Genomic DNA, 18,297 nt, shown 5'->3' with positions numbered 1-18,297 from the left:
AGGGCTTATTTTTATCTTTCTCTTAACACAGGCAATAAATTGCCTGCCTATGAGCAATTTGCCCCTCCGGGGCGAAATCAGCACAAGGCTTTGCCTTGATAGTTTTTCAAAAAACTAAAGTGTTACGTTGCGTTTAATTCTATAAAAAAGGTGTGGCTTGTGAAAATCAGAACCAAAAATTTCACGGTTATCTCATTGATGCTGAGCGTTTTGGTGGCGATGTGTGGGCTGCTCGGCATGGGGATTTTCGATGCATGTGCAGCGCCTCCAACCATTCATGCAGACTTCAATGCCGACGGATTCGACGACCTGGTTGTGGGGGGTTCCGGGGAGGACATTGCAGGCATCGTAAACGCTGGTGCTGTGAACGTTATTTACGGCTCCTCCGGCGGTCTTTCCTCCACGGACAACCAGATTTGGCACCAGAACAGCACGGATATCCTGGATACAGCCGAATTGTTCGATGCCTTCGGGTCTGCCCTTGCTGCTGGAGACTTCAATGGCGACGGATTCGACGACCTGGCAGTAGGGGTTCCCGGGGAGGATATTGCGGACATCGTCAACACCGGTGCGGTGAACGTCCTGTATGGTTCTTCTGCAGGTCTTTCCTCCACGGACAACCAGCTTTGGCACCAGAACAGCACGGGTATCCTGGATACAGCAGAATTGTTCGATGCCTTCGGGTTCGCCCTTACTGCAGGTGACTTCAATGGAGACGGCTTCGATGATCTTGCCGTAGGGGTTCCCGACGAGGACATCGGGGACATCGATGCCGGTGCGACGAACGTCCTGTACGGTTCTGCCGCTGGTCTTTCCTCCACAGATAACCAGATTTGGCATCAGGACAGCACTGATATCCTGGGCGCAGCCGAATTGTTCGATGCCTTCGGGTCGGCCCTGACTGCGGGAGACTTCAATGGAGACGGCTTCGACGACCTTGCAGTGGGGGTTCCCTTCGAAATTACGGGGGACATCGTCGTCGCCGGTGCGGTAAATGTCCTGTACGGTTCTGCCGCTGGCCTTTCCTCCACGGACAACCAGCTTTGGAACCAGGACAGTATTGATATCAGGAACACCGTCGAGGAGGGTGACTTCTTTGGGTCTGCCCTGGCTGCGGGCGACTATGATAACGATGGCTTCGATGACCTGGTCGTGGGAGTTCCCGGGGAGGACATTGCGGGCACTGTCGGCGCCGGTGCGGTGAATGTCCTGTACGGTTCTGCCTCAGGCCTTTCCTCCACGGACAACCAGATTTGGCACCAGAATAGTCCCGGTATCCGGGGCACAGTCGAATTGTTCGATGCCTTCGGGTCTGCCCTGGCTGCGGGCGACTTTAATGGCGATGGCTTCGACGATCTGGCCGTGGGGGTCCCCGACGAGGATATTGGGGTTGGCGTCGATGCTGGTGCTGTGAACTCCCTGTACGGTTCTGCCGCAGGCCTTTCCTCCACAGACAACCAGATTTGGCACCAGGACAGTCCTGGTATCAGAAACACTGCCGAGACGAACGACTCCTTCGGGCATGCGGTGGAATAGCGAGAGATTTGTGCACCCGCCAAAGAGGATGTAATCTTTCTGTTACAACACAAAGAGGTTTTTTATACTATTTCTTTAAAAATGTAATATTTGATAAAAAGACTTGAGTTTTCATGATCTTTCTTATATTATACAGACTTAGTTTATTATGCTTAATAGTTCATTGATGGTTCAGAGGCAAACAGAATAATTGCCTTTTCAATAACCCGGCTTTACAGAAAAAATTCTGGTTTTGCACGTGTTGCGCGTTCAGCTATGAAAGGTTTTTCATTCTATCTGGCCTCCTGTATGTGGCAGGGGAGTTTGAGCATTATGCATCCTCAGGTGGCAAGCAGTAAAATTTCATTTCACCTGTGCCCGCGCATTTTGTTTCCTTTATTATTATGATTCTGTGAAAAGTAGGGGTTTTTTAACAGAAGCATATTTTGTTTTTCATTGGATCAATTGCCTTCCTTATACACAAAGCGAAGGGTTTTGCAATAGTAAATGTGCTCTGCTGTCTTGTCATTACTCAGAAACTCATCAATGGACGTAGGTTTTTTTTCTCACAAAAGTGGAAATGATGTCTGACAAGATTGAGCACGCTATTGAGCATGCAAAACATTTGATGCCTGATCAAGGTCCACTACCATTCTTCGTTCACCACAATACCATTCACCACTTCGAAACATACGACTTTTTTGAAGGCGTTAAGCAAGCTGGGCGTGTTTATGGCGCCAAAGCTTTCATGTCAGAAGAAGAGTTTCTTTTGGCGTATGAACGGGGACGCATTACGGCGGCCGTTCTTCAAAAGAATATCAAAGAATATATTGAGTATCACAAGCTTACTATTCAGCCGGATCTTCTGTTTAAACTCTTGACAGAGAAGCCCTATCTTCGACCGGAACCGGACGCGTGGATTCTGCAGTTCGTAAATGACACTGCATATCTGCGCCCTGGTTATTACAAAGAGGCGGTCCAAATCACCTACAATCAGGACATTGACGAGCTAATGGGACAGATTCTCTTTCGGTTTTTGTCATCCTATTTCGACTTCGGCCTGGCGTATTGGCCCATGCCAAATCGGGAGAAAGGGATGTGGCAGTGCTTCTGTGAAATCTACTCGAAAAGCGGTTTCCTCAGCACAAAATTCCTCAAGACCCTGAAGCAAATTATCGTCGGGATGAAACGGTATCAATACGATGATGCCACGGCACTTTTGCTTCAACGTTTAGCTATCCCCGAGGAACACATTGAAGACTATATGTTCCGCACCCTGTATCGTTACAAGGGGTGGGGGGGAACCATTAAAGCGCTGGAAATGACACCGGAATGGATTCCAAATCACGATATCAAAGCAGTTTTTAAAGAACTCATTCCCGTTATTCTCGTCCTCGAATTAGCGGCCATCGAATCCATATGCGAGCTACCAAGCCTGAAGATCCCGGTCTATAAACCAGAGCTATTGTATGATCCGTATTTTGTCGCTTCCATTGTGAGTGCTTTGGGCATCAAAAATGACGGTGAATTTCCCAGGGAAGTCACCCATTTTACCGACGAAAATCGCCTGGAGATTTGGCAGCGTGCCTATGAGGATACCCTCTACAATCAATTTCTCTCAGCGTATCGCAAGTGCGCTATCGATGCAAAGCCGAAATACAAGCTTCCGAATTACCAAGTCTTTTGTTGCATCGACGACCGGGAGGAGTCTTTCCGCCGCCATATGGAGCAAATCGATCCCGGTGCCGAGACCTTAAGCGCTGCAGGGCATTATGCACTCGACATGAGATTTAAAGCTCCTCCGGAGAAGCATTACCGCAAGATGTGTCCTCATCCTCTGGTGACGCCATCGGTACAAGTCTATGAAGAGGCAGTGAAGCTCGAAGATGCAATGCCGAAAAAACTGCAGATTTACGGGGAAGTGCAGTGGGTGATTACGCAATCTTCCAAGACCCTTTTGGGAGGCTTTGTCCATACGATTTTCATCGGTCTCCTTAATTTCTTGCCGTATATCCTGGACGTTCTTTCGCCGAAGTACAGTTCTAAGTTGCGACGGTACCTGGCAGCCCATGAACCCAAAACACGATTGGTTTACAAGAAAGAAACCCATGAGAATGAAAAAGGATGGGATCTGCAAGGCCGTATCGCCCGCGCCACGGCGATACTCAAAGGCGCCGGGTTGTCAGACAACTTTTCACCCTATGTGTTCATACTTGGTCACGGATCGAGCAGTCTCAATAACCCCCACGAAGCCGCCCACGATTGTGGGGCATGTGCCGGGGGACGAGGCGCACCCAACGGGCGTCTTTTTGCAACCATCTGCAATGAACCGGAAGTTCGTGCGGGGCTGGCGAAAAACGGCATAATCATCCCGGATTCAACTCTGTTCATCGGCGGATACCACAACACCTGCAGCGACGAGGTGCTTCTTTTTGACCTTCCAAACACTATAGAGCCGCACCTTCAAAAATATATCGACACGATTCGTCGTGCGGCGGCATTGGATGCAAAAGAGCGCTGCCGGCGTTTTGACGAGGTCAAGACGGACCAGTCGGAAAAGGCATTTGCCGATTATGCACACGGCCGTGCGATGGACCTTACCCAGCCGCGCCCTGAGTACGGTCACTGCACCAATGCAATTGCCATTGTGGGTCCGAGGTATCTGACACGAAACCTTTTCTTAGACAGGCGCGCGTTTTTGACTTCCTATAATTATAAAGTGGATCCCGAAGGGCGGTTCCTGAGAAACATCCTTGGTGCGGTCGGACCGGTATGTGCCGGGATCAATCTTGAATACTATTTCAGCTTTATCGACAACGAGCATTATGGCTGCGGTACCAAACTGCCCCACAACGTCACCTCCCTGTTGGGTGTGATGAACGGCCACCTCAGCGACCTGCAGTTGGGACTGCCGTGGCAGATGGTGGAGGTTCACGAACCCACCCGGTTGATTCTGCTCGTCTGCTGTAAGGTCGGGACAATGGAAACCATCCTCGATGAGGCATTGGGATATACCGGCCAACCCGGACACTTTCAGTGTCTGGTGAAACACAATTGGATTACCCTCGCGGTTCACGATCAGGATCAGGAAAAGATATTTTTATGGAAGGGCGGGTTGGAAGGCCGGTTTGTACCGTTTGAAGAAACGGCAGATGTTCCCGAATACAAGGGAGACGATCCACGGTTTTTCCTTGAACAAGATCATCTTTTGTTTGGCCAAATTACATAGCGCAGCACAGCCGCATCAACCTAACAACCACCCCTTCACCCCCTCCTTCGGAAGGAGGGGGTGAAGGGGTGGTAAAAAATTTTGCTAAAAAAGATGTTTTTACACAGCAACACGATAGGAGCGTAATGTGGACGAAAAATCTTTGATTACATACCTTGCACATTACTTCATACTGTTCCCGATTGCCAAGATACTTTTTGTAAACATCCAGTACTTTACCAGCAGGCAGGAACGTGAGGAGTACATGGTTCGGAAACTGGTTCAATGGGGAAACATCAGTGATTTCATTCACGTCGCAACTGCCTTGTATTTCCTGGGATTTAGTGAGGTTACCGTGCAGATCGAATCCTTCTGCTTCCTTGGTTGGCCATTCATTGTGCATTGGGACATCCTTACGTTTATTTTTTTGGCCTTTACGACGATAATCATTGCGACCATCGGCCATTTTTCTCTCTTCTACCTGCACCGCGACGCGTATTATCATAAGTTCTTTTCCCTCTATTTTATCTTTCATTTGTCCATAAAGCTTATCGTTCTCAGTTCAGGTTCCACTTTTTTTTTCATGGGTTGGGAACTCCTGGGCTTTTCTTCCGTGCTTCTTATCGCTTTCTATGAGCATCGTTCCAATCCGCTCAAGAACGCCATGCGGGTGCTGTTTATTTACGAGTTAGGGGACATCTTCTTGCTTTCCCTGATCGTACTGCTGCTCTTCTTCCACACCGAAGATATCACCAAGATGGAATTGATACTGGAGAGACATGGCTGCGAGTGGGCGATGGTCTTATTGATTCTTGCATGCTTCTTCAAGTCTGGCCTTTTTCCGTGGATCTGGCTGCCACGGGCAATGGAGGGACCCACACCATCGAGTGCGGTTTTCTATGGTTCGTTATCGACCCATATCCCCATTTTTCTCCTCCTGCGCTTCTGGCCCAGGGAGTGGTCACTTCCGGCATATTGGCCCGAAGTGTGGTCAATCTCACATCCAGCCAATGCCATTGCCGTTGCGATTGCCATTTGCGTGTTTTCTGCAATCATCACGACCCACATGAGCCGGCAGGTTTCCGATGCCAAGAATACCATAGCGTATGCCACCATAACACAGTTAGCCATCATCTACATCGAGATATTTTTCGGACTACGTACTCTTGCCCTGGTTCACGTGGTATCCCACGGGATCTATCGCACATTTGAATTCCTGCGCACACCATCATTACTCCATCATTATCACACCATTGAAACGCGGCGACCAAGGGTGACGAGCACCGGGAGACACTTCAAAGCTATTCTTCCCGAGGGATTGAGAAATTGGCTTTACTCACTGACGATTAACGAATTTGGATTTTTTCAGCGCTCCTTCGATTTCATCGATCAGTTTCTCGGCCTAAAATTCCTGCGTTTCGATAAGAAAGCGGCGAGACGCTTCACCCTCATGGTTGCTTTGGTATGGGTAGTCTTTAGCATTGTGATGTTCCTTCTCAACAGGAATCTTTTCAACGTGGAATATACCGCAGGCGGCAGCGGGAATGCCGTCACAGCTTTCATTATCAATTGGAAACATTTCTATGCCAAAGATGAGATATTACTGGCTCTGGCGGTGGGTTTCTGCGTACTAACCTTTTACAATATCCGCAAAGTGGGCATGTTTTTTGTAACCCTTGCTTGCTCAGCAGCCACGGTAGGAATCGAACACACACTACTATTGGTAAAGCATATGGACTCATCAAATCAGCTTTACTGGTTGTCTGTAATTGTCTTTGCCATTGCCTTTTCGGGGCTAGCCTTCTTCTCGGTGTACACTTCCTCAAGTGGCAGTGAGAATTACTCAAGCTATACCGCAAAGCTTTCTCGTTCTACCCTTGCAAACTTACTGTTGTTTATCGCCGGTCTCGCCATCGTAGGTGTGCCTGGTCTCGGCATTGTCCTTGCCTGGGAATATCTCATCCACTATACCGCGCAGGTCGCACCCTATATGGTCGTAAAGGGATTCTTTATCATTAAATTGGACACACTGCTAGTCTTCCTCTTTTACTTCAGCAACTTCCTCGGCTTTCCCGAACACAAGGCGCAGATGTTGCATCATTACAAGCTCGATACCCTCCATCTCCGCTGGGTACAGAAGCACACCTGATCCAGGTACAGACGCTTTTTCTCCCCCCCCTGCATATCGTAGTGAAAAGGTCTTGCAATTACAAGGGCATACCTGAGATACATTGTTTGACAACAAAAAAGACTTGTCCACCTTTTACCTTCTTACTAGCAAGAATGAAGACCCCCATTTGACCTTCTATCTTTCTCCGTTTCTTAGGAAAAATCCTTAGAATTCCTGAAAAATAATTTGAGAGGGATTTAGTATCTAAAGCCGCTTTATGATACGGCAAATTTGGCTCGTGGTTTTCTCTGTCAGTTTTGTCCGAAGGTTTTTGTTTTGAAAACCCCGGATGTTGAACTCACCACGGACAGAACACAGCCCTGAAATTTCATGGATAAAGTAGAAATAATAATGAAAACACTTCCCGCTTGGATCGTGTTTGAAAAACATCTTGTGGGTATTCTTGCCGTGCCACGGCTTATATGAGGTACAGGATTCCTGTAAGGATGTTTAATTCCTTTTACTATAGGCATATCTTTCTCCTTTCAAGATTATTTCTAAAATCATATCATAACGCAGCACCGTCGCAACCAAATTAACCCCCTCTTTCCCCTCCTTAGCAAGGAGGGGATGAAGGGGAGGTAAAGAATTAAAGTGCTTCCAATTTCTCCTTCGTAAGGAGTGGATAAAGGGAGGTAAAAAATCTTGCTAAAAAAAGAATTTTTACAAGGTAATAGGTGACTTTTCGAAGAACTCCTTAACTGGACATTCCAGGAATCAAAACCTATCCCCTTAACTCCCTTATGGTGATAATGGCATAATTTTAACAATATTTCCGACACTCTCAAATTCAGGATCGCTGGTTATAATAGGCAGATTCATATCTTTTGCAAGTTCTATACAGAAGGCATCGGCGTCGGACATGGGTATTGCGCCTTGATCACTGGGGTTGCCTCTTTTTCTGATTTTCTTTTTTTGTCAAAAAGACAAAGCAGGGCATAACTATCAAGGATAAACATCTTCATCGTTTTTTTCCTTTTTCTTGTCCTTAAGATGAGCGTCAACGATTCCTTCGCCTATTCCTGCATAATCCTGCCATTTATTGGCTTTAAATCTCCTGATTGGTTTTAAGACAACAGTCTCTCCAACAACCTCAATCTCCAACTCATCTCCTTTACCGATATGGATTATTTCCCGTATCTTTTTTGGAATAACAACCTGTCCTCGTTAGCTTACCAATGTCTTCATGGTCTTACCTCAATATTTATATATGACGTATTAACATTATCTTACTTTATAAGATACATCTTATAATTAATTGTCAAACTGTTTCAGCCTCTCTAAAAGCAGTCTAAGCAATATGTTCGTAAAATACATATTTAATCCCCCCGCCATTCCAATGCTTTTTGCTTACGCCAGTATTTTGGGTTACTCATCAACCTCCATTAATAATCTCGTCTCTAAATAATTATTTAACCAAAATCCCGATTCTTTCAACCTACTATTTTTCACATCTTCTTAAATTTCAGCACTTCCTAATTATTATCCTTGAAGTTACCACTATTTTCAGACCAATTCAACCAATAAAAATTAACATATTATGTCCTCTGTTGTATATCCCACGTCATATCTTATGTCTTTTAACTTATGACCTATGACTTATGACATACGACTTAAAACCTCCGATTTACGACGTACGACATTTGACTTCTCAGCCTGTTTTCCTGAACTGTGTCAACTGTTGCGACTATTTGTTTGTCAAAGATAAAGATTTGACCCCTTTGCTACTGCCCGTAAAATCTTTTACCTCTTCCTGTAGTGCTGGTGGTAGTTGTTTAATCAGATCCTCTAATGTTTGCATTTATATCACCCCCTTTTCATTCTTTCAATTCGCAAATTGGATATCCCTTATAGTCTCTGCCTTTTCTCTTAAACATTTTAACAGTCTGGACTCGCCAATCCATTCCACAAAATCCATAGTTTCTTCAAATTCATCATTTTCATAACGAGAGAGAAAATCCTCTGTGAGCATCTGATATTTTTTTCAAATTCCTTTAGTCTTTCTTCAGTTTGTCTTATGCCTGTTTCTAATAGGCGCAATTCGTTTGCCAGCGCTGCTTCCACCAATGGCTTTATTTGTCGGTTCTGTCTGGAAATCAATCTGATGTCAGCCATTCTAAAACTCCTTTAAGCATAATCCTATAAATTTAATACAAAGAGTATTGTTTGAAAATTTATTTGACGGTCATTCATTAAAATGAATAATGTAATGAAAGATAAAATAAGTGACGTCACAAATTGTATCACAACGGCATGGGGAAATAAACGGTTAAAGCTGTTGAAATGGGAGGGGCATACGCCCTAAGTCCTGTAGTGAGCCTAGTCGAACCACCTGTGGTGAGCCCAGTCGAACCACCTGTGGTGAGCCCAGTCGAACCACCTGTGGTGAGCCCAGTCGAACCACCTGTGGTGAGCCCAGTCGAACCATCTGGTATCTGTCCTCTGTTCTTTGTCGTCCATCGTCTTGCTTCTGTCTTTTATCTTCCCGGCATCTTAGCGGCTTGGCGAGATAACTATTTTTTTAACCATCTCTTCAAGGTCAGCAATCCCCAGATTGACCCAAGACCGTAACTGAAATGAAGAGTAGCAAAAACAACTGGCAGGGTAAGCAGATATCTGAAACCGTTTTTACAGGCCAGCCGGAAGGAAAAGAAGAGATTGGCCAAGGCATAACTACCGGCACCGAGGACGAATGCAATTGTCGCTAAGAATGAAAAGGGAAAAAACACCATCGGCGCTATCAAAGAGACAACAAATATCAATGGGATAAAATGTCTCCACGATAGTGTATACGGGGCAATTGCCTTTGTATACACCACCCATTTCCCGTTTTCGAAATTCTGCTTCCATAACTTTTTTATAGAATCCCGGCAGTGGTAATTTGACCGTATTTCCGGCGTCAGATAAATCAGCCCGCCGTTCTTCCTGATCCTGGCATTAAACTCAATACCTGATTCCTTATGAGCCGTTCATCAAACAACCCCACGTTTTTGAAGGTCTTTCTTGGCCAGGCGCCAAGATAGACGGTGTCTGCATATCCAGCCCACTGTTCATCATGGAACCTTCCACCACCCAAACCAAACCGGCAGTGGTGGGCAGACTCAATAGCCTTGCCAACAAAGCCTTTGCCATTGGCCACCATCGGCCCACCCACATTTGCAGCGCCCGTCTTTTCCAACCACTCAATGCATTTGCTAACATAATCAGGTGCATATGCCGAGTGTGCATCCATGCGGATAACAAAATCCCCTTTTGACTCCTTAATCCCGATATTTAAGGCACAGGGGACGATCCTTTTGGGATTATCGAGTACAGTAATACGAAGATGAGAAAATTCCGGAGATGAGGCAATAACATCATTTATCTCTTCTCTCGTGCCGTCTTCCGAACGCCCATCAATAAGAAGGATTTCAAGCCTGTCTTTCGGATAATCCTGCTGCAATAATGAATTCAATAATTGACGGATATATCTCTTTTCATTGAATATGGGGATGATGACGGAAACGTGTTTATTGTTATACATTCTTTCGCAGATAAAAGATAACCACTAATACGGCCGTAATTTTTGTAATGGAGAAGGTATCGCACCAAACTTATTAGCGTTTGAATTTTAGAATTGTCGATATCAATGGGTTTTCACCATACTACATCAGCAAGCCTGGCATTTGTTATTTCCTTATCATTTGTGATAATCTTTGCTCTGTTAATAATTGCTTCGCATATAATCAAACTATCATGCATTTCCAATATTTCTTTCTGATTCTTCAAACATTGAAGGACATCCATATTCAGAGGACACACTTCAAAGTTGTTTGACTCTTGAATCTTTTGAATTAAGACATTTACATCGGCTTCAAGTTTACTTTTTTTAGTAAGGTAAACAATTTCAGCAATTACAATTGCAGGAATAATAAGCCGTGCATTTCCAGATTCAATTTCTCTAAATGCCCTGCTGGCTTTAAAACTGAGTTTTGTGGAATTAAGAAGATACCAAATCAGACTGTGAGTATCTGTAACGTAAATAGGTAAATTACTCTCACGCATTATTTATCATGTAAAATTTTTATTTGTTTTTTGAGTCCTTTTTTCCAAATAAATTTAGCTTTATCAATATCCTCTTCTTTTATATCAACCCCTTCCCATAATCCCCGAAGAGAAATATTTTTTTTATTTTTCACCTTTCTTATCTCGATTTCCACATTTTCCCCTTCGTCCAGGTTTATTTCTTCAAAGGGTATCAAAACCCCATTTTTATAAATAGCTTTATATTTTCGTGCGTGTGACATATTAAAACCTCCTATATCTTGTTCTTTTGACTTCTTATCAATCATGCTCTTATATTCTGCATGTAACCTTTTCTTTAAATTACCATCAATTGATAAATAATTCAATTGACAAAAAGTATTTGTCTTCTGCCTCTATACCCCTTTGCCTGAAAAAACTACCATTGATACACATGCACCTCATACGGCTTAAAATCATCCACAAACACCCCGTCTTTCACCGGCAATGATCGACCTTCAAACAAGACAGTAATTTCCGGAATACTCTTTCCTGGAGGTTGAAACCGACCGACGGTCTTTTCCCTTGCAGAATTGACAGCAAACAGATACTGTTTCTCCTGATGAACCTTGAACAAGGTATTTATTGCCGGATAGACCAGGTCGTCTTTCGTTGCTCCTCTGCCTATCTGGAAAGCACAGATTTCCGTTGTATTCCTTTCTGCCAGCACGTCGTGCAGGGATGCAAGTTCTCCCACAACCTTTTTCAGATTATTCCACACACCTTTGTCATAGGGAGCGCCAAAGTTGTTCCCCCAGCCTCCATAGGTATAATAGGTAATACCGGTAGCGCCGTGAATAATGGACAGATACGTCATGGCGCGCAGTTCCTCGTTCGTCGGGTAGCGTTCCCATCCCCATCCTTTAAACGCCTGAACAATCGCCCATACCCCTCTGCTCTGTCCTGCTTTTCTTAACTCCTCCTTTACAGTATTCATATCACGTATCACTTCCGGAACGCCACCTCTTCCTTTTTTGCCAACGGGATACAGCTCAGGCAAAAAGATATCCGTTGCCTTTCCATATCCTTTATACCTGTTTTCATTGCCAACCCAATCTGCCTGACCGGTCAGGTGAAACGGATCAATGTCCTTCACTGCCTCATGCACGCGTTTAAGGTCGCTTGATCCGATATGGCTTGCGGTGTCATCGGCCAGATACCACGAGAGCAACGCCGGTTGATTTACTTCAGATGCTACATCACGGACAATGGTATCAATATCAGCACTGTTATGTCCGGTCGATGCCATGACCATAACCTTTATTCCAAACTGTGCTGCTGTGGAGTAAAATTCACGAAAATCATGATTCCGTTCTTTCATATAGGTGTGGGCAGTATTAAAACCCGCTTCTTTAAGTTCCTTGAAAGCGTTATTGAAATTGTAATCATTTACCTTGCTCTTCTGTACGGCATAGATGCCGATAGGGAAAAATGGCTTATTATCAATGAGCGTCATCCCATCGTCACGCAGTCTTATCGTATTGGCACGAAAATACCCCTCACCCTGACCCTCTCCCGCAAAGGGCGAGGAACTTTCCCTCCTTGACTTCGTCGTGAGCGCTCAGTCGAACGATGGGAGGGATTAAGGGTGGGTGGCATACTTTCATGAGGTAGGGTATCTTTTATTACCTCCCCTTTATCGTTCGACTGAGCGCTCACGACGAAGTCCCCTCCTTGTGAAGGAGGGGACTGAGGGGTGGTTAATTGTTTGCGACCGTGCGGCCCTATGATGTTTTCTATCGGAAATTCTTTTACAAACAAATACCATGTTTTCTGCATGCTATTTCCGGCAAGGTCACAGGCCTTGACTTCAATCTTGTGTAAATTTGGCGCATACGTTAACTCAGGTTTCGGACCTTCAAGGCTGACATTTTTTATCGAAAAGAAATCCCCGCTTTTCAGATTCGGTGAATCCCATCCAAAACAGAGTTCTGCTGAAGCAGCGCCGGCAGGAGATTTCACGGTATGCACATTTCGGCGCTAGTTTATATCACGGGTTCCAAAACTCATCCTGTATGGAGCGCCTACATCATTCCCCCTAAAATCCTTCCAGCGTATACCGCTTGAAAGCTCTCCCCAATGTTGTAATTGTGTGAGTTCCATAGTATGCTGCACAAAAAAGGTAAGCACATACTTCGAATTTTCTCGAACAGGAATCTGTGGTGACGGTAATTTAAAGGCAGTATCCACGTAAGTATCATCCTTACTCTTGCTCCTCACCGTAATCACTTCTGGCGTATGTTCCACCGCTAGTGCATCCTGGTAATTCTCAGTGCGCCATGCTGAAAGACTTCTGCTGCGGTCGATGGGCTTGAGTGGGCCATTGGTCTTGAGAGTATATTCGTTCCCATGGGATTTATCCTGTAATAATTCCACTTTCTCTCCATCAAGATACGCCTCTACACTCTTGACGCCAAGCCCGCCAGGATTGTCACAAAGGCGGAACGAGATCGGGATATCTGCATTCTCAGTTCTTGTCGGGCTTCGCCAAATAATTTCAGGCGGTGTCGTATCGTGACCGGTCCATCCAGTATCTGTAATAGCGACGCGACCAGAGTTATTAATTGTCACACTATGGAGCGCAGGAGTTGTTTCGGGTTTGGTTGTATGAAGGATAGCCCGGTATTGCAGCCATCTATAGGCTTTCTGTGCAAAAACTTCTTTTTCCGGAAAGTTTATTTTACACCCCCCTGTGTCCCCCCTTACGAAGGGGGGAACGAAAGGGGGGTAATTAATAACACTGTCTCTTTCCCTCGCAAAGGAGGAAATCAACAATCCTTCCCCTTTCCCTTGTGAAGGTAGTGAACTGGAAAGCCTTGATTTCATATCCCTTTTGTCGTTCTGCTGAGTGCTCACGGCAAAATCCCCTCCTTGTGAAGGAGGGGACTGAGGGGTGGTTGTTTGATTGTAATTTACAAACGATGACCAGGTGCCAGGCACACCATCGTTATCCCCGGCAAACCTTACCTGGAATCGAATGGAGGTTCCTGCTGGTATGTCTGCATTTGCGGTGAGAGAAAATTCGCCTGGTTCGATTGACAACGGCCTTGAAACAAACTCGCCTTCGGGTTCGTGCCTGTTACTTGCCGAGTCGAATTGAATATCATCGAGGCATACAAAATCCTCGGGGCCAAGATTCGGAAGGTCAAAACCGAAGCGAATAAGCGCCATTGCTGCCTTTTCAGGTGAAACCACGGTAATCGCCTTTCTGTACCAGTCTTTTTCATCACCCTCTTCACAGAGCAGGGTGATGGGCATATCGTTCAGTTTCTTGTGATTTGAGTCAAACCAGATAATACCGGTCTCATACTTTCCTTTGTGTCCGTAGTGGCTCACCATACGTTTATTAAACTTGCATCGAAAACTCAGGGTGTATTCTTTCTCTGGCACAACAGGGATTTTTGGGGAAGCAAGCTCAAAGGCGGTGTCGCCTTCTTTACCGCGAATAATCAGGCAGGTATTCTGCGCATCCTTTTCCCTTAAAACAAAAGGAGTAAGTGCGTTTCTGAAATTTTCAAACCCCCAGCCATCTTTAGGGATATATCTCCAGTCTGAAATCTTCTGAGAAGCATTCCTTGATGGGCCTCTTTCAGGTTTAACAGATGCATCAAAACCCTCGAAGAGTAAAACATCCCGCTGTCTGGCAAGTTGTATGGTATTTCCCGCTAGGGTGGAAACAACGGTTATGTTACAGTCGCTAAAATATTCTTGTGGCGCTGCAACAGTTTCGTTATCTTTGGCGTAAGCAAGCGCTGTCGTTGATAAAAACGCAACAAAGAGGAGAAGGACAAACCTCGCCACAATAAACATAATGTATGTCCTTTTGCTTTCCCTTGGAACATTTATCTGTTGAGTGTGCATTTGTACCATCCGTATTCTTCTGTGATTTGTCTCCTTTTAATTCTGTTGTGACAAGGTAACTAAGTATATTTTCAACTGTTTTCATTAATCGGGAGGATAAGGAAAACACTTTCTATATTTAAATGGTTTGTAAATCAGATGGTTTATATACAGAAAGCCACTGTATACGGTCAAAGTCTGTGTCGTTAGTCGCTAAGTTTGATAAACCTAAATTCTTTATTGCGGCAACAACTATGGAATCATTGGTTAAAAGACCTTCTGTCTGTCGAATATGAGAGCTCTTCTTTATCAATTCAGTCGTTAGAGTGACAACGTTTATATTCATCTCCATGATTTTTTCAACATTATTGATATATATCGTAAGTTTCTTGATTATTTCAGGATTTTCTTTTAATTTCTTTACGGGATTTTTGTCTGTAATATACCCATTTTCTATAGCTTCTGCTATCATCAATCTATGCAAGACTTCTGACAAAATGGAGGTTAAAGTGTATCCTACAAGTTCTCCTCTGGCACACTTCAAAAGGAGGTCTTTACATTCGGCTGATTGTGCACCAAAGTTGTAAACAAAGATATTTGCATCGATAAAAATGCTATCTCCTTTCTTCAAGTCGTTAAAGGTCATACTCTATTTCTTTATCCTCAGCAATATATTTTAAGGTTTTTTTATCTAATTTTATACTTCCCCAGGTTTTTTTAACTGCTGATACTGCTTTTTTAATATCGTGTTTTTTCTCTTTTTTAAATTTCTGATTCAAGAATTGCAGAAAATCCATAGCCTCTATTTTTTTATTTTCTGGAAGAATTTTGAATATGTTTAAAATTTCTTTCTCAGAAAACTTTTTTGTCTTTTGCATTGTAACCCCTCTGTTGAATGGTCAAAATATTAAAGCAAAACCGATTACTTTTTTCTAAAAGATGCCGGAAATTGTACCATAACGGTATCGGGAAATAAACGGTAAAAGCTGTTGAAATAGGGTACATATCCAGTGAACCCTGAACCTCTGTGGTGAGCCCAGTCGAACCATCTAAACCCCGTAGTGAGCTTGCCGAACTGCCTGTGGTGAGCGAGTCGAACAAGCGACCATACGTTTTGCGTCTTACGTCACACGTCCTAAGTCTTACGTCCTACGTCCTCTGTTGTATATGCTACGTCATATCTTATGTCTTTTAACTTATGACCTATGACTTATGACATACGACTTAAAACCTCCGACTTACAACATTTGCCCCTTTTACTCCTCCAGCGTCTCTCACAAGAGATATTGCATTCTCGGACAACCTGTAAAGATTTATTCGTTACCCTTCTTAACTACCGGTTTGTTCTGAATATCTTATTCTTATTCGCGTTTCCTCAATTACTAAAATCGTTCCAGGAGTAATTGATGTATCCAAATCTAAAAGTTGTTCATGTACTTTTATTACATTACGTGGATTAACATTTCTTAGTCTGAGATAAATAATTCCATAATTTCTCTTTCCCTCATTGATCGCAAGTGTTCCAAAGTCAGAGTCATGTGTAAGCACAAATCGTTTTTCTTTATATGCAATTTCAAGGATTTCTTCATCTTCCTTGCCACACCAGTTTTGTTCTTTTGAGTCGATTACATCAATGCCTCGCTCTCTTAGAAAAGTAACTACTTTGGGGGAAATATTTTCGTCTGCGAGAATCCTTATTTCACAGAATTTCATGGGGTAGTTTCCAACTCTAAATAAATCTCATTTTTACAAGATCGGGCTGCATAGCGTAAGCAAGCGTGAATATCCTCAGCGGTTAAATGAGGATATTCCTTTAATATCTCTTCTTCGGATACATCTGATGCTAAGAGCTCTAGAATAAACTCTACCGTAATTCTTGTTCCTTTAATGATTGGTTTCCCACCAAGTATCTTTGGATTAACTGTGATTCTTTCCATCATTATTCTCCTGATAAAATAAAAAACTTACAGAAGCAATTACTTAATATTTAAGAGGTGATAAGCATAGAGAAGGCTTCCTTCGCAAGTAGGTGCCAAAAATTATATCATAACTGCATGAAGAAAGAAACGGTGAAAACTGTTGAAATGGGAGGGGCATACGCCCTAAGTCCTGTAGTGAGCCTGCCGAACTGCCTGTAGTGAGTGCAATCGAACCATCTACCCTCTATCCCCCGTCGTCCATCGTCTGTCTTCTGCTATCTGGTATCTGACATCCGGCCTCTGCCTGTCTCTGCGCCCTTAGCGGCTTAGCGTGAAATCAGGAGTTGTGTGTTTATCAAAGATAAACAGGCTGTCCGAGAATGCAAAATCATAAAATTTCAGATGTTGATTTACAAGGACTTATGACTCAAGCAATCACGAAAAAGTGAATTCTCGGACAACCTGTAAAGATTTGACCCCATCAACCTTTTGCGTAAATTAGGGATACCGACACTACGAGACAGGATAGCGCAGCAAGTAGTGAAGGACTACATGGAAAAGAGGATAGACCGACTTTTCCATGAGAATTCTTATGGGTATAGGCCATTGAAGAGCGCACATCAGGCCATAGAACAAGTCAGACAGAACTGCTACAGGCAGGACTGGGTGATAGATATGGATATAAGCAAGTTCTTTGATGAAATAGACCATGTGCTGATGATAAAAGCAGTGGAGCATGTCATGGAAGAGAAATGGGTGAAGATGTATGTAGAGAGATGGCTGGGGATGCCAGTGCAAAAGCAAGATGGCACACTGCAACAAAAAGCAGGAAAAGGGACGCCACAAGGAGGAGTAATTAGTCCTTTACTTGCAAATCTCTATTTGCACTTCACGCTTGATGTGTGGCTATCCAAACACTACCCACAGGCGAGCTTTGTGAGATACGCAGACGACGTAGTGGTACACTGTACGAGCAAAACAGAGGCAGAAAAAGTGCTGGAAGCGATAAAACGGAGGCTGGCAGAAGTAAAGCTGCAAATCAAAGAGGAAAAGACACGGATTGCTTACTGTAGGGACTATAGACGTAAAGGAGGGCATGAAGTGGTCAAGTTTGAATTTCTTGGATTCAGCTATCAGCCGAGAGCAAGAAAGAGCAACAGAGATGGCAAGAGTTTCACAGCATTTGCAGCCGAGATAAGCCGATCCAACCAAAAGAGAATCCGTGAAGTGATTCGAGAGGTAAAACTGTGGGGTAACACGCAGGTAGAAATATCAGATATTGCTAAACTACTCAAAGCCAAACTTCGAGGATGGATAGCTTATTATGGTAAATACAGCATAAGAAGCCTAAGAAACACATTGATGATGATAGACAGGAGACTAATCAAGTGGCTCAGTAAAAAGCACAAGATTGGTTACCGGAAATCAGTGGTGAAACTCAATTCGATAAGACAAGCTTACCCAGAGTTGTTTTATCACTGGAAGATGGGGTACTGTTGAAGCGTATCAGGAATAACACGAGCCGTATGACGGGAGACTGTCACGTACGGTTCTGTGAGAGGCTTGGGGGTGAAACTCCCCCT

At 44.0% G+C, this 18,297-nt stretch carries 16 protein-coding genes and 1 pseudogene; 5 read left to right on the top strand and 12 right to left on the bottom strand.

Annotated elements, in window-relative coordinates; translation table 11 throughout:
* Window positions 1-159: 159 nt before the first annotated feature.
* The 3 genes from E3K36_15960 to E3K36_15950 all read left to right on the top strand — a co-directional run bounded on the left by E3K36_15960 (window position 160) and on the right by E3K36_15950 (window position 6,872).
* Window positions 160-1,536 (top strand): hypothetical protein, encoded by a 1,377-nt coding sequence (locus E3K36_15960; protein MCF6156688.1) that lies wholly within the window; start codon window positions 160-162, stop codon window positions 1,534-1,536.
* Between the two features lie 553 nt (window positions 1,537-2,089).
* On the top strand, window positions 2,090-4,744 hold the full coding sequence (locus E3K36_15955; protein ID MCF6156687.1) for a DUF2309 domain-containing protein: 2,655 nt from the start codon (window positions 2,090-2,092) through the stop codon (window positions 4,742-4,744).
* A 127-nt stretch (window positions 4,745-4,871) separates the two neighbouring features.
* Window positions 4,872-6,872 (top strand): hypothetical protein, encoded by a 2,001-nt coding sequence (locus E3K36_15950; GenBank protein MCF6156686.1) that lies wholly within the window; start codon window positions 4,872-4,874, stop codon window positions 6,870-6,872.
* 966 nt (window positions 6,873-7,838) lie between these two features.
* On the opposite strand, the gene E3K36_15945 is transcribed toward E3K36_15950, so the two are convergent.
* Both E3K36_15945 and E3K36_15940 read right to left on the bottom strand, forming a co-directional pair.
* Window positions 7,839-8,045 (bottom strand): AbrB/MazE/SpoVT family DNA-binding domain-containing protein, encoded by a 207-nt coding sequence (locus tag E3K36_15945; GenBank protein ID MCF6156685.1) that lies wholly within the window; start codon window positions 8,043-8,045, stop codon window positions 7,839-7,841.
* Window positions 8,046-8,718: 673 nt separating this feature from the next.
* Window positions 8,719-9,008, bottom strand: a pseudogene (locus E3K36_15940) (hypothetical protein).
* 168 nt (window positions 9,009-9,176) lie between these two features.
* Between E3K36_15940 and E3K36_15935 the strand changes: the two are divergent.
* Window positions 9,177-9,464: a hypothetical protein gene (locus E3K36_15935; GenBank protein ID MCF6156684.1), complete on the top strand. Its 288-nt coding sequence runs from the start codon at window positions 9,177-9,179 to the stop codon at window positions 9,462-9,464.
* Between the two features lie 337 nt (window positions 9,465-9,801).
* On the opposite strand, the gene E3K36_15930 is transcribed toward E3K36_15935, so the two are convergent.
* The 10 genes from E3K36_15930 to E3K36_15885 form a co-directional block, all read right to left on the bottom strand.
* Window positions 9,802-10,416, bottom strand: a complete 615-nt coding sequence (locus E3K36_15930) for a glycosyltransferase (GenBank protein MCF6156683.1) — start codon at window positions 10,414-10,416, stop codon at window positions 9,802-9,804.
* Between the two features lie 113 nt (window positions 10,417-10,529).
* A complete protein-coding gene (locus E3K36_15925) occupies window positions 10,530-10,937 on the bottom strand; it encodes a PIN domain-containing protein (protein ID MCF6156682.1) in 408 nt (135 codons plus the stop codon).
* The gene (locus tag E3K36_15920) at window positions 10,937-11,224 is read right to left on the bottom strand and encodes a DUF104 domain-containing protein (protein MCF6156681.1); all 288 of its coding nucleotides are present in this window, start codon (window positions 11,222-11,224) and stop codon (window positions 10,937-10,939) included. Before E3K36_15920 ends, E3K36_15925 begins: the two co-directional genes overlap by 1 nt.
* A gap of 110 nt (window positions 11,225-11,334) precedes the next feature.
* Entirely contained in the window at window positions 11,335-12,411 is a 1,077-nt protein-coding gene (locus tag E3K36_15915; GenBank protein ID MCF6156680.1) for a hypothetical protein, read from the bottom strand.
* A 17-nt stretch (window positions 12,412-12,428) separates the two neighbouring features.
* Entirely contained in the window at window positions 12,429-12,926 is a 498-nt protein-coding gene (locus E3K36_15910) for a hypothetical protein (protein ID MCF6156679.1), read from the bottom strand.
* Window positions 12,927-12,935: 9 nt separating this feature from the next.
* On the bottom strand, window positions 12,936-14,825 hold the full coding sequence (locus tag E3K36_15905; GenBank protein MCF6156678.1) for a hypothetical protein: 1,890 nt from the start codon (window positions 14,823-14,825) through the stop codon (window positions 12,936-12,938).
* A 109-nt stretch (window positions 14,826-14,934) separates the two neighbouring features.
* Window positions 14,935-15,441, bottom strand: coding sequence for a PIN domain-containing protein (locus E3K36_15900; GenBank protein ID MCF6156677.1), 507 nt, complete (start codon window positions 15,439-15,441; stop codon window positions 14,935-14,937).
* Complete coding sequence (locus E3K36_15895; GenBank protein MCF6156676.1) at window positions 15,431-15,673, bottom strand: hypothetical protein; 243 nt, start codon at window positions 15,671-15,673, stop codon at window positions 15,431-15,433. Before E3K36_15895 ends, E3K36_15900 begins: the two co-directional genes overlap by 11 nt.
* 451 nt (window positions 15,674-16,124) lie before the next feature.
* The gene (locus E3K36_15890; protein ID MCF6156675.1) at window positions 16,125-16,508 is read right to left on the bottom strand and encodes a hypothetical protein; all 384 of its coding nucleotides are present in this window, start codon (window positions 16,506-16,508) and stop codon (window positions 16,125-16,127) included.
* Window positions 16,505-16,735, bottom strand: coding sequence for a DUF433 domain-containing protein (locus E3K36_15885; protein MCF6156674.1), 231 nt, complete (start codon window positions 16,733-16,735; stop codon window positions 16,505-16,507). Before E3K36_15885 ends, E3K36_15890 begins: the two co-directional genes overlap by 4 nt.
* A 459-nt stretch (window positions 16,736-17,194) precedes the next feature.
* On the opposite strand from E3K36_15885, the gene ltrA reads away from it, so the two are divergent.
* Complete coding sequence (gene ltrA, locus E3K36_15880) at window positions 17,195-18,214, top strand: group II intron reverse transcriptase/maturase (GenBank protein MCF6156673.1); 1,020 nt, start codon at window positions 17,195-17,197, stop codon at window positions 18,212-18,214.
* Window positions 18,215-18,297: the final 83 nt, after the last annotated feature.

The organism is Candidatus Brocadia sp. (assembly GCA_021646415.1).
GTDB lineage: Bacteria > Planctomycetota > Brocadiia > Brocadiales > Brocadiaceae > Brocadia.
The sequence above is the reverse complement of the archived record's forward strand: the minus strand, read 5'-3'. Positions and strand labels throughout refer to the sequence as shown.

Coding starts and splice junctions, on each gene's coding strand:
- E3K36_15925 (MCF6156682.1), bottom strand. CDS start 10,937: ATGCGTGAGAGTAATTTACCTATTTACGTTACAGATACTCACAGTCTG.
- E3K36_15885 (MCF6156674.1), bottom strand. CDS start 16,735: ATGATGGAAAGAATCACAGTTAATCCAAAGATACTTGGTGGGAAACCA.
- E3K36_15935 (MCF6156684.1), top strand. CDS start 9,177: ATGGGAGGGGCATACGCCCTAAGTCCTGTAGTGAGCCTAGTCGAACCA.
- E3K36_15900 (MCF6156677.1), bottom strand. CDS start 15,441: ATGACCTTTAACGACTTGAAGAAAGGAGATAGCATTTTTATCGATGCA.
- E3K36_15895 (MCF6156676.1), bottom strand. CDS start 15,673: ATGCAAAAGACAAAAAAGTTTTCTGAGAAAGAAATTTTAAACATATTC.
- E3K36_15930 (MCF6156683.1), bottom strand. CDS start 10,416: ATGTATAACAATAAACACGTTTCCGTCATCATCCCCATATTCAATGAA.
- E3K36_15890 (MCF6156675.1), bottom strand. CDS start 16,508: ATGAAATTCTGTGAAATAAGGATTCTCGCAGACGAAAATATTTCCCCC.
- E3K36_15920 (MCF6156681.1), bottom strand. CDS start 11,224: ATGATTGATAAGAAGTCAAAAGAACAAGATATAGGAGGTTTTAATATG.
- E3K36_15915 (MCF6156680.1), bottom strand. CDS start 12,411: ATGACGCTCATTGATAATAAGCCATTTTTCCCTATCGGCATCTATGCC.
- E3K36_15905 (MCF6156678.1), bottom strand. CDS start 14,825: ATGGTACAAATGCACACTCAACAGATAAATGTTCCAAGGGAAAGCAAA.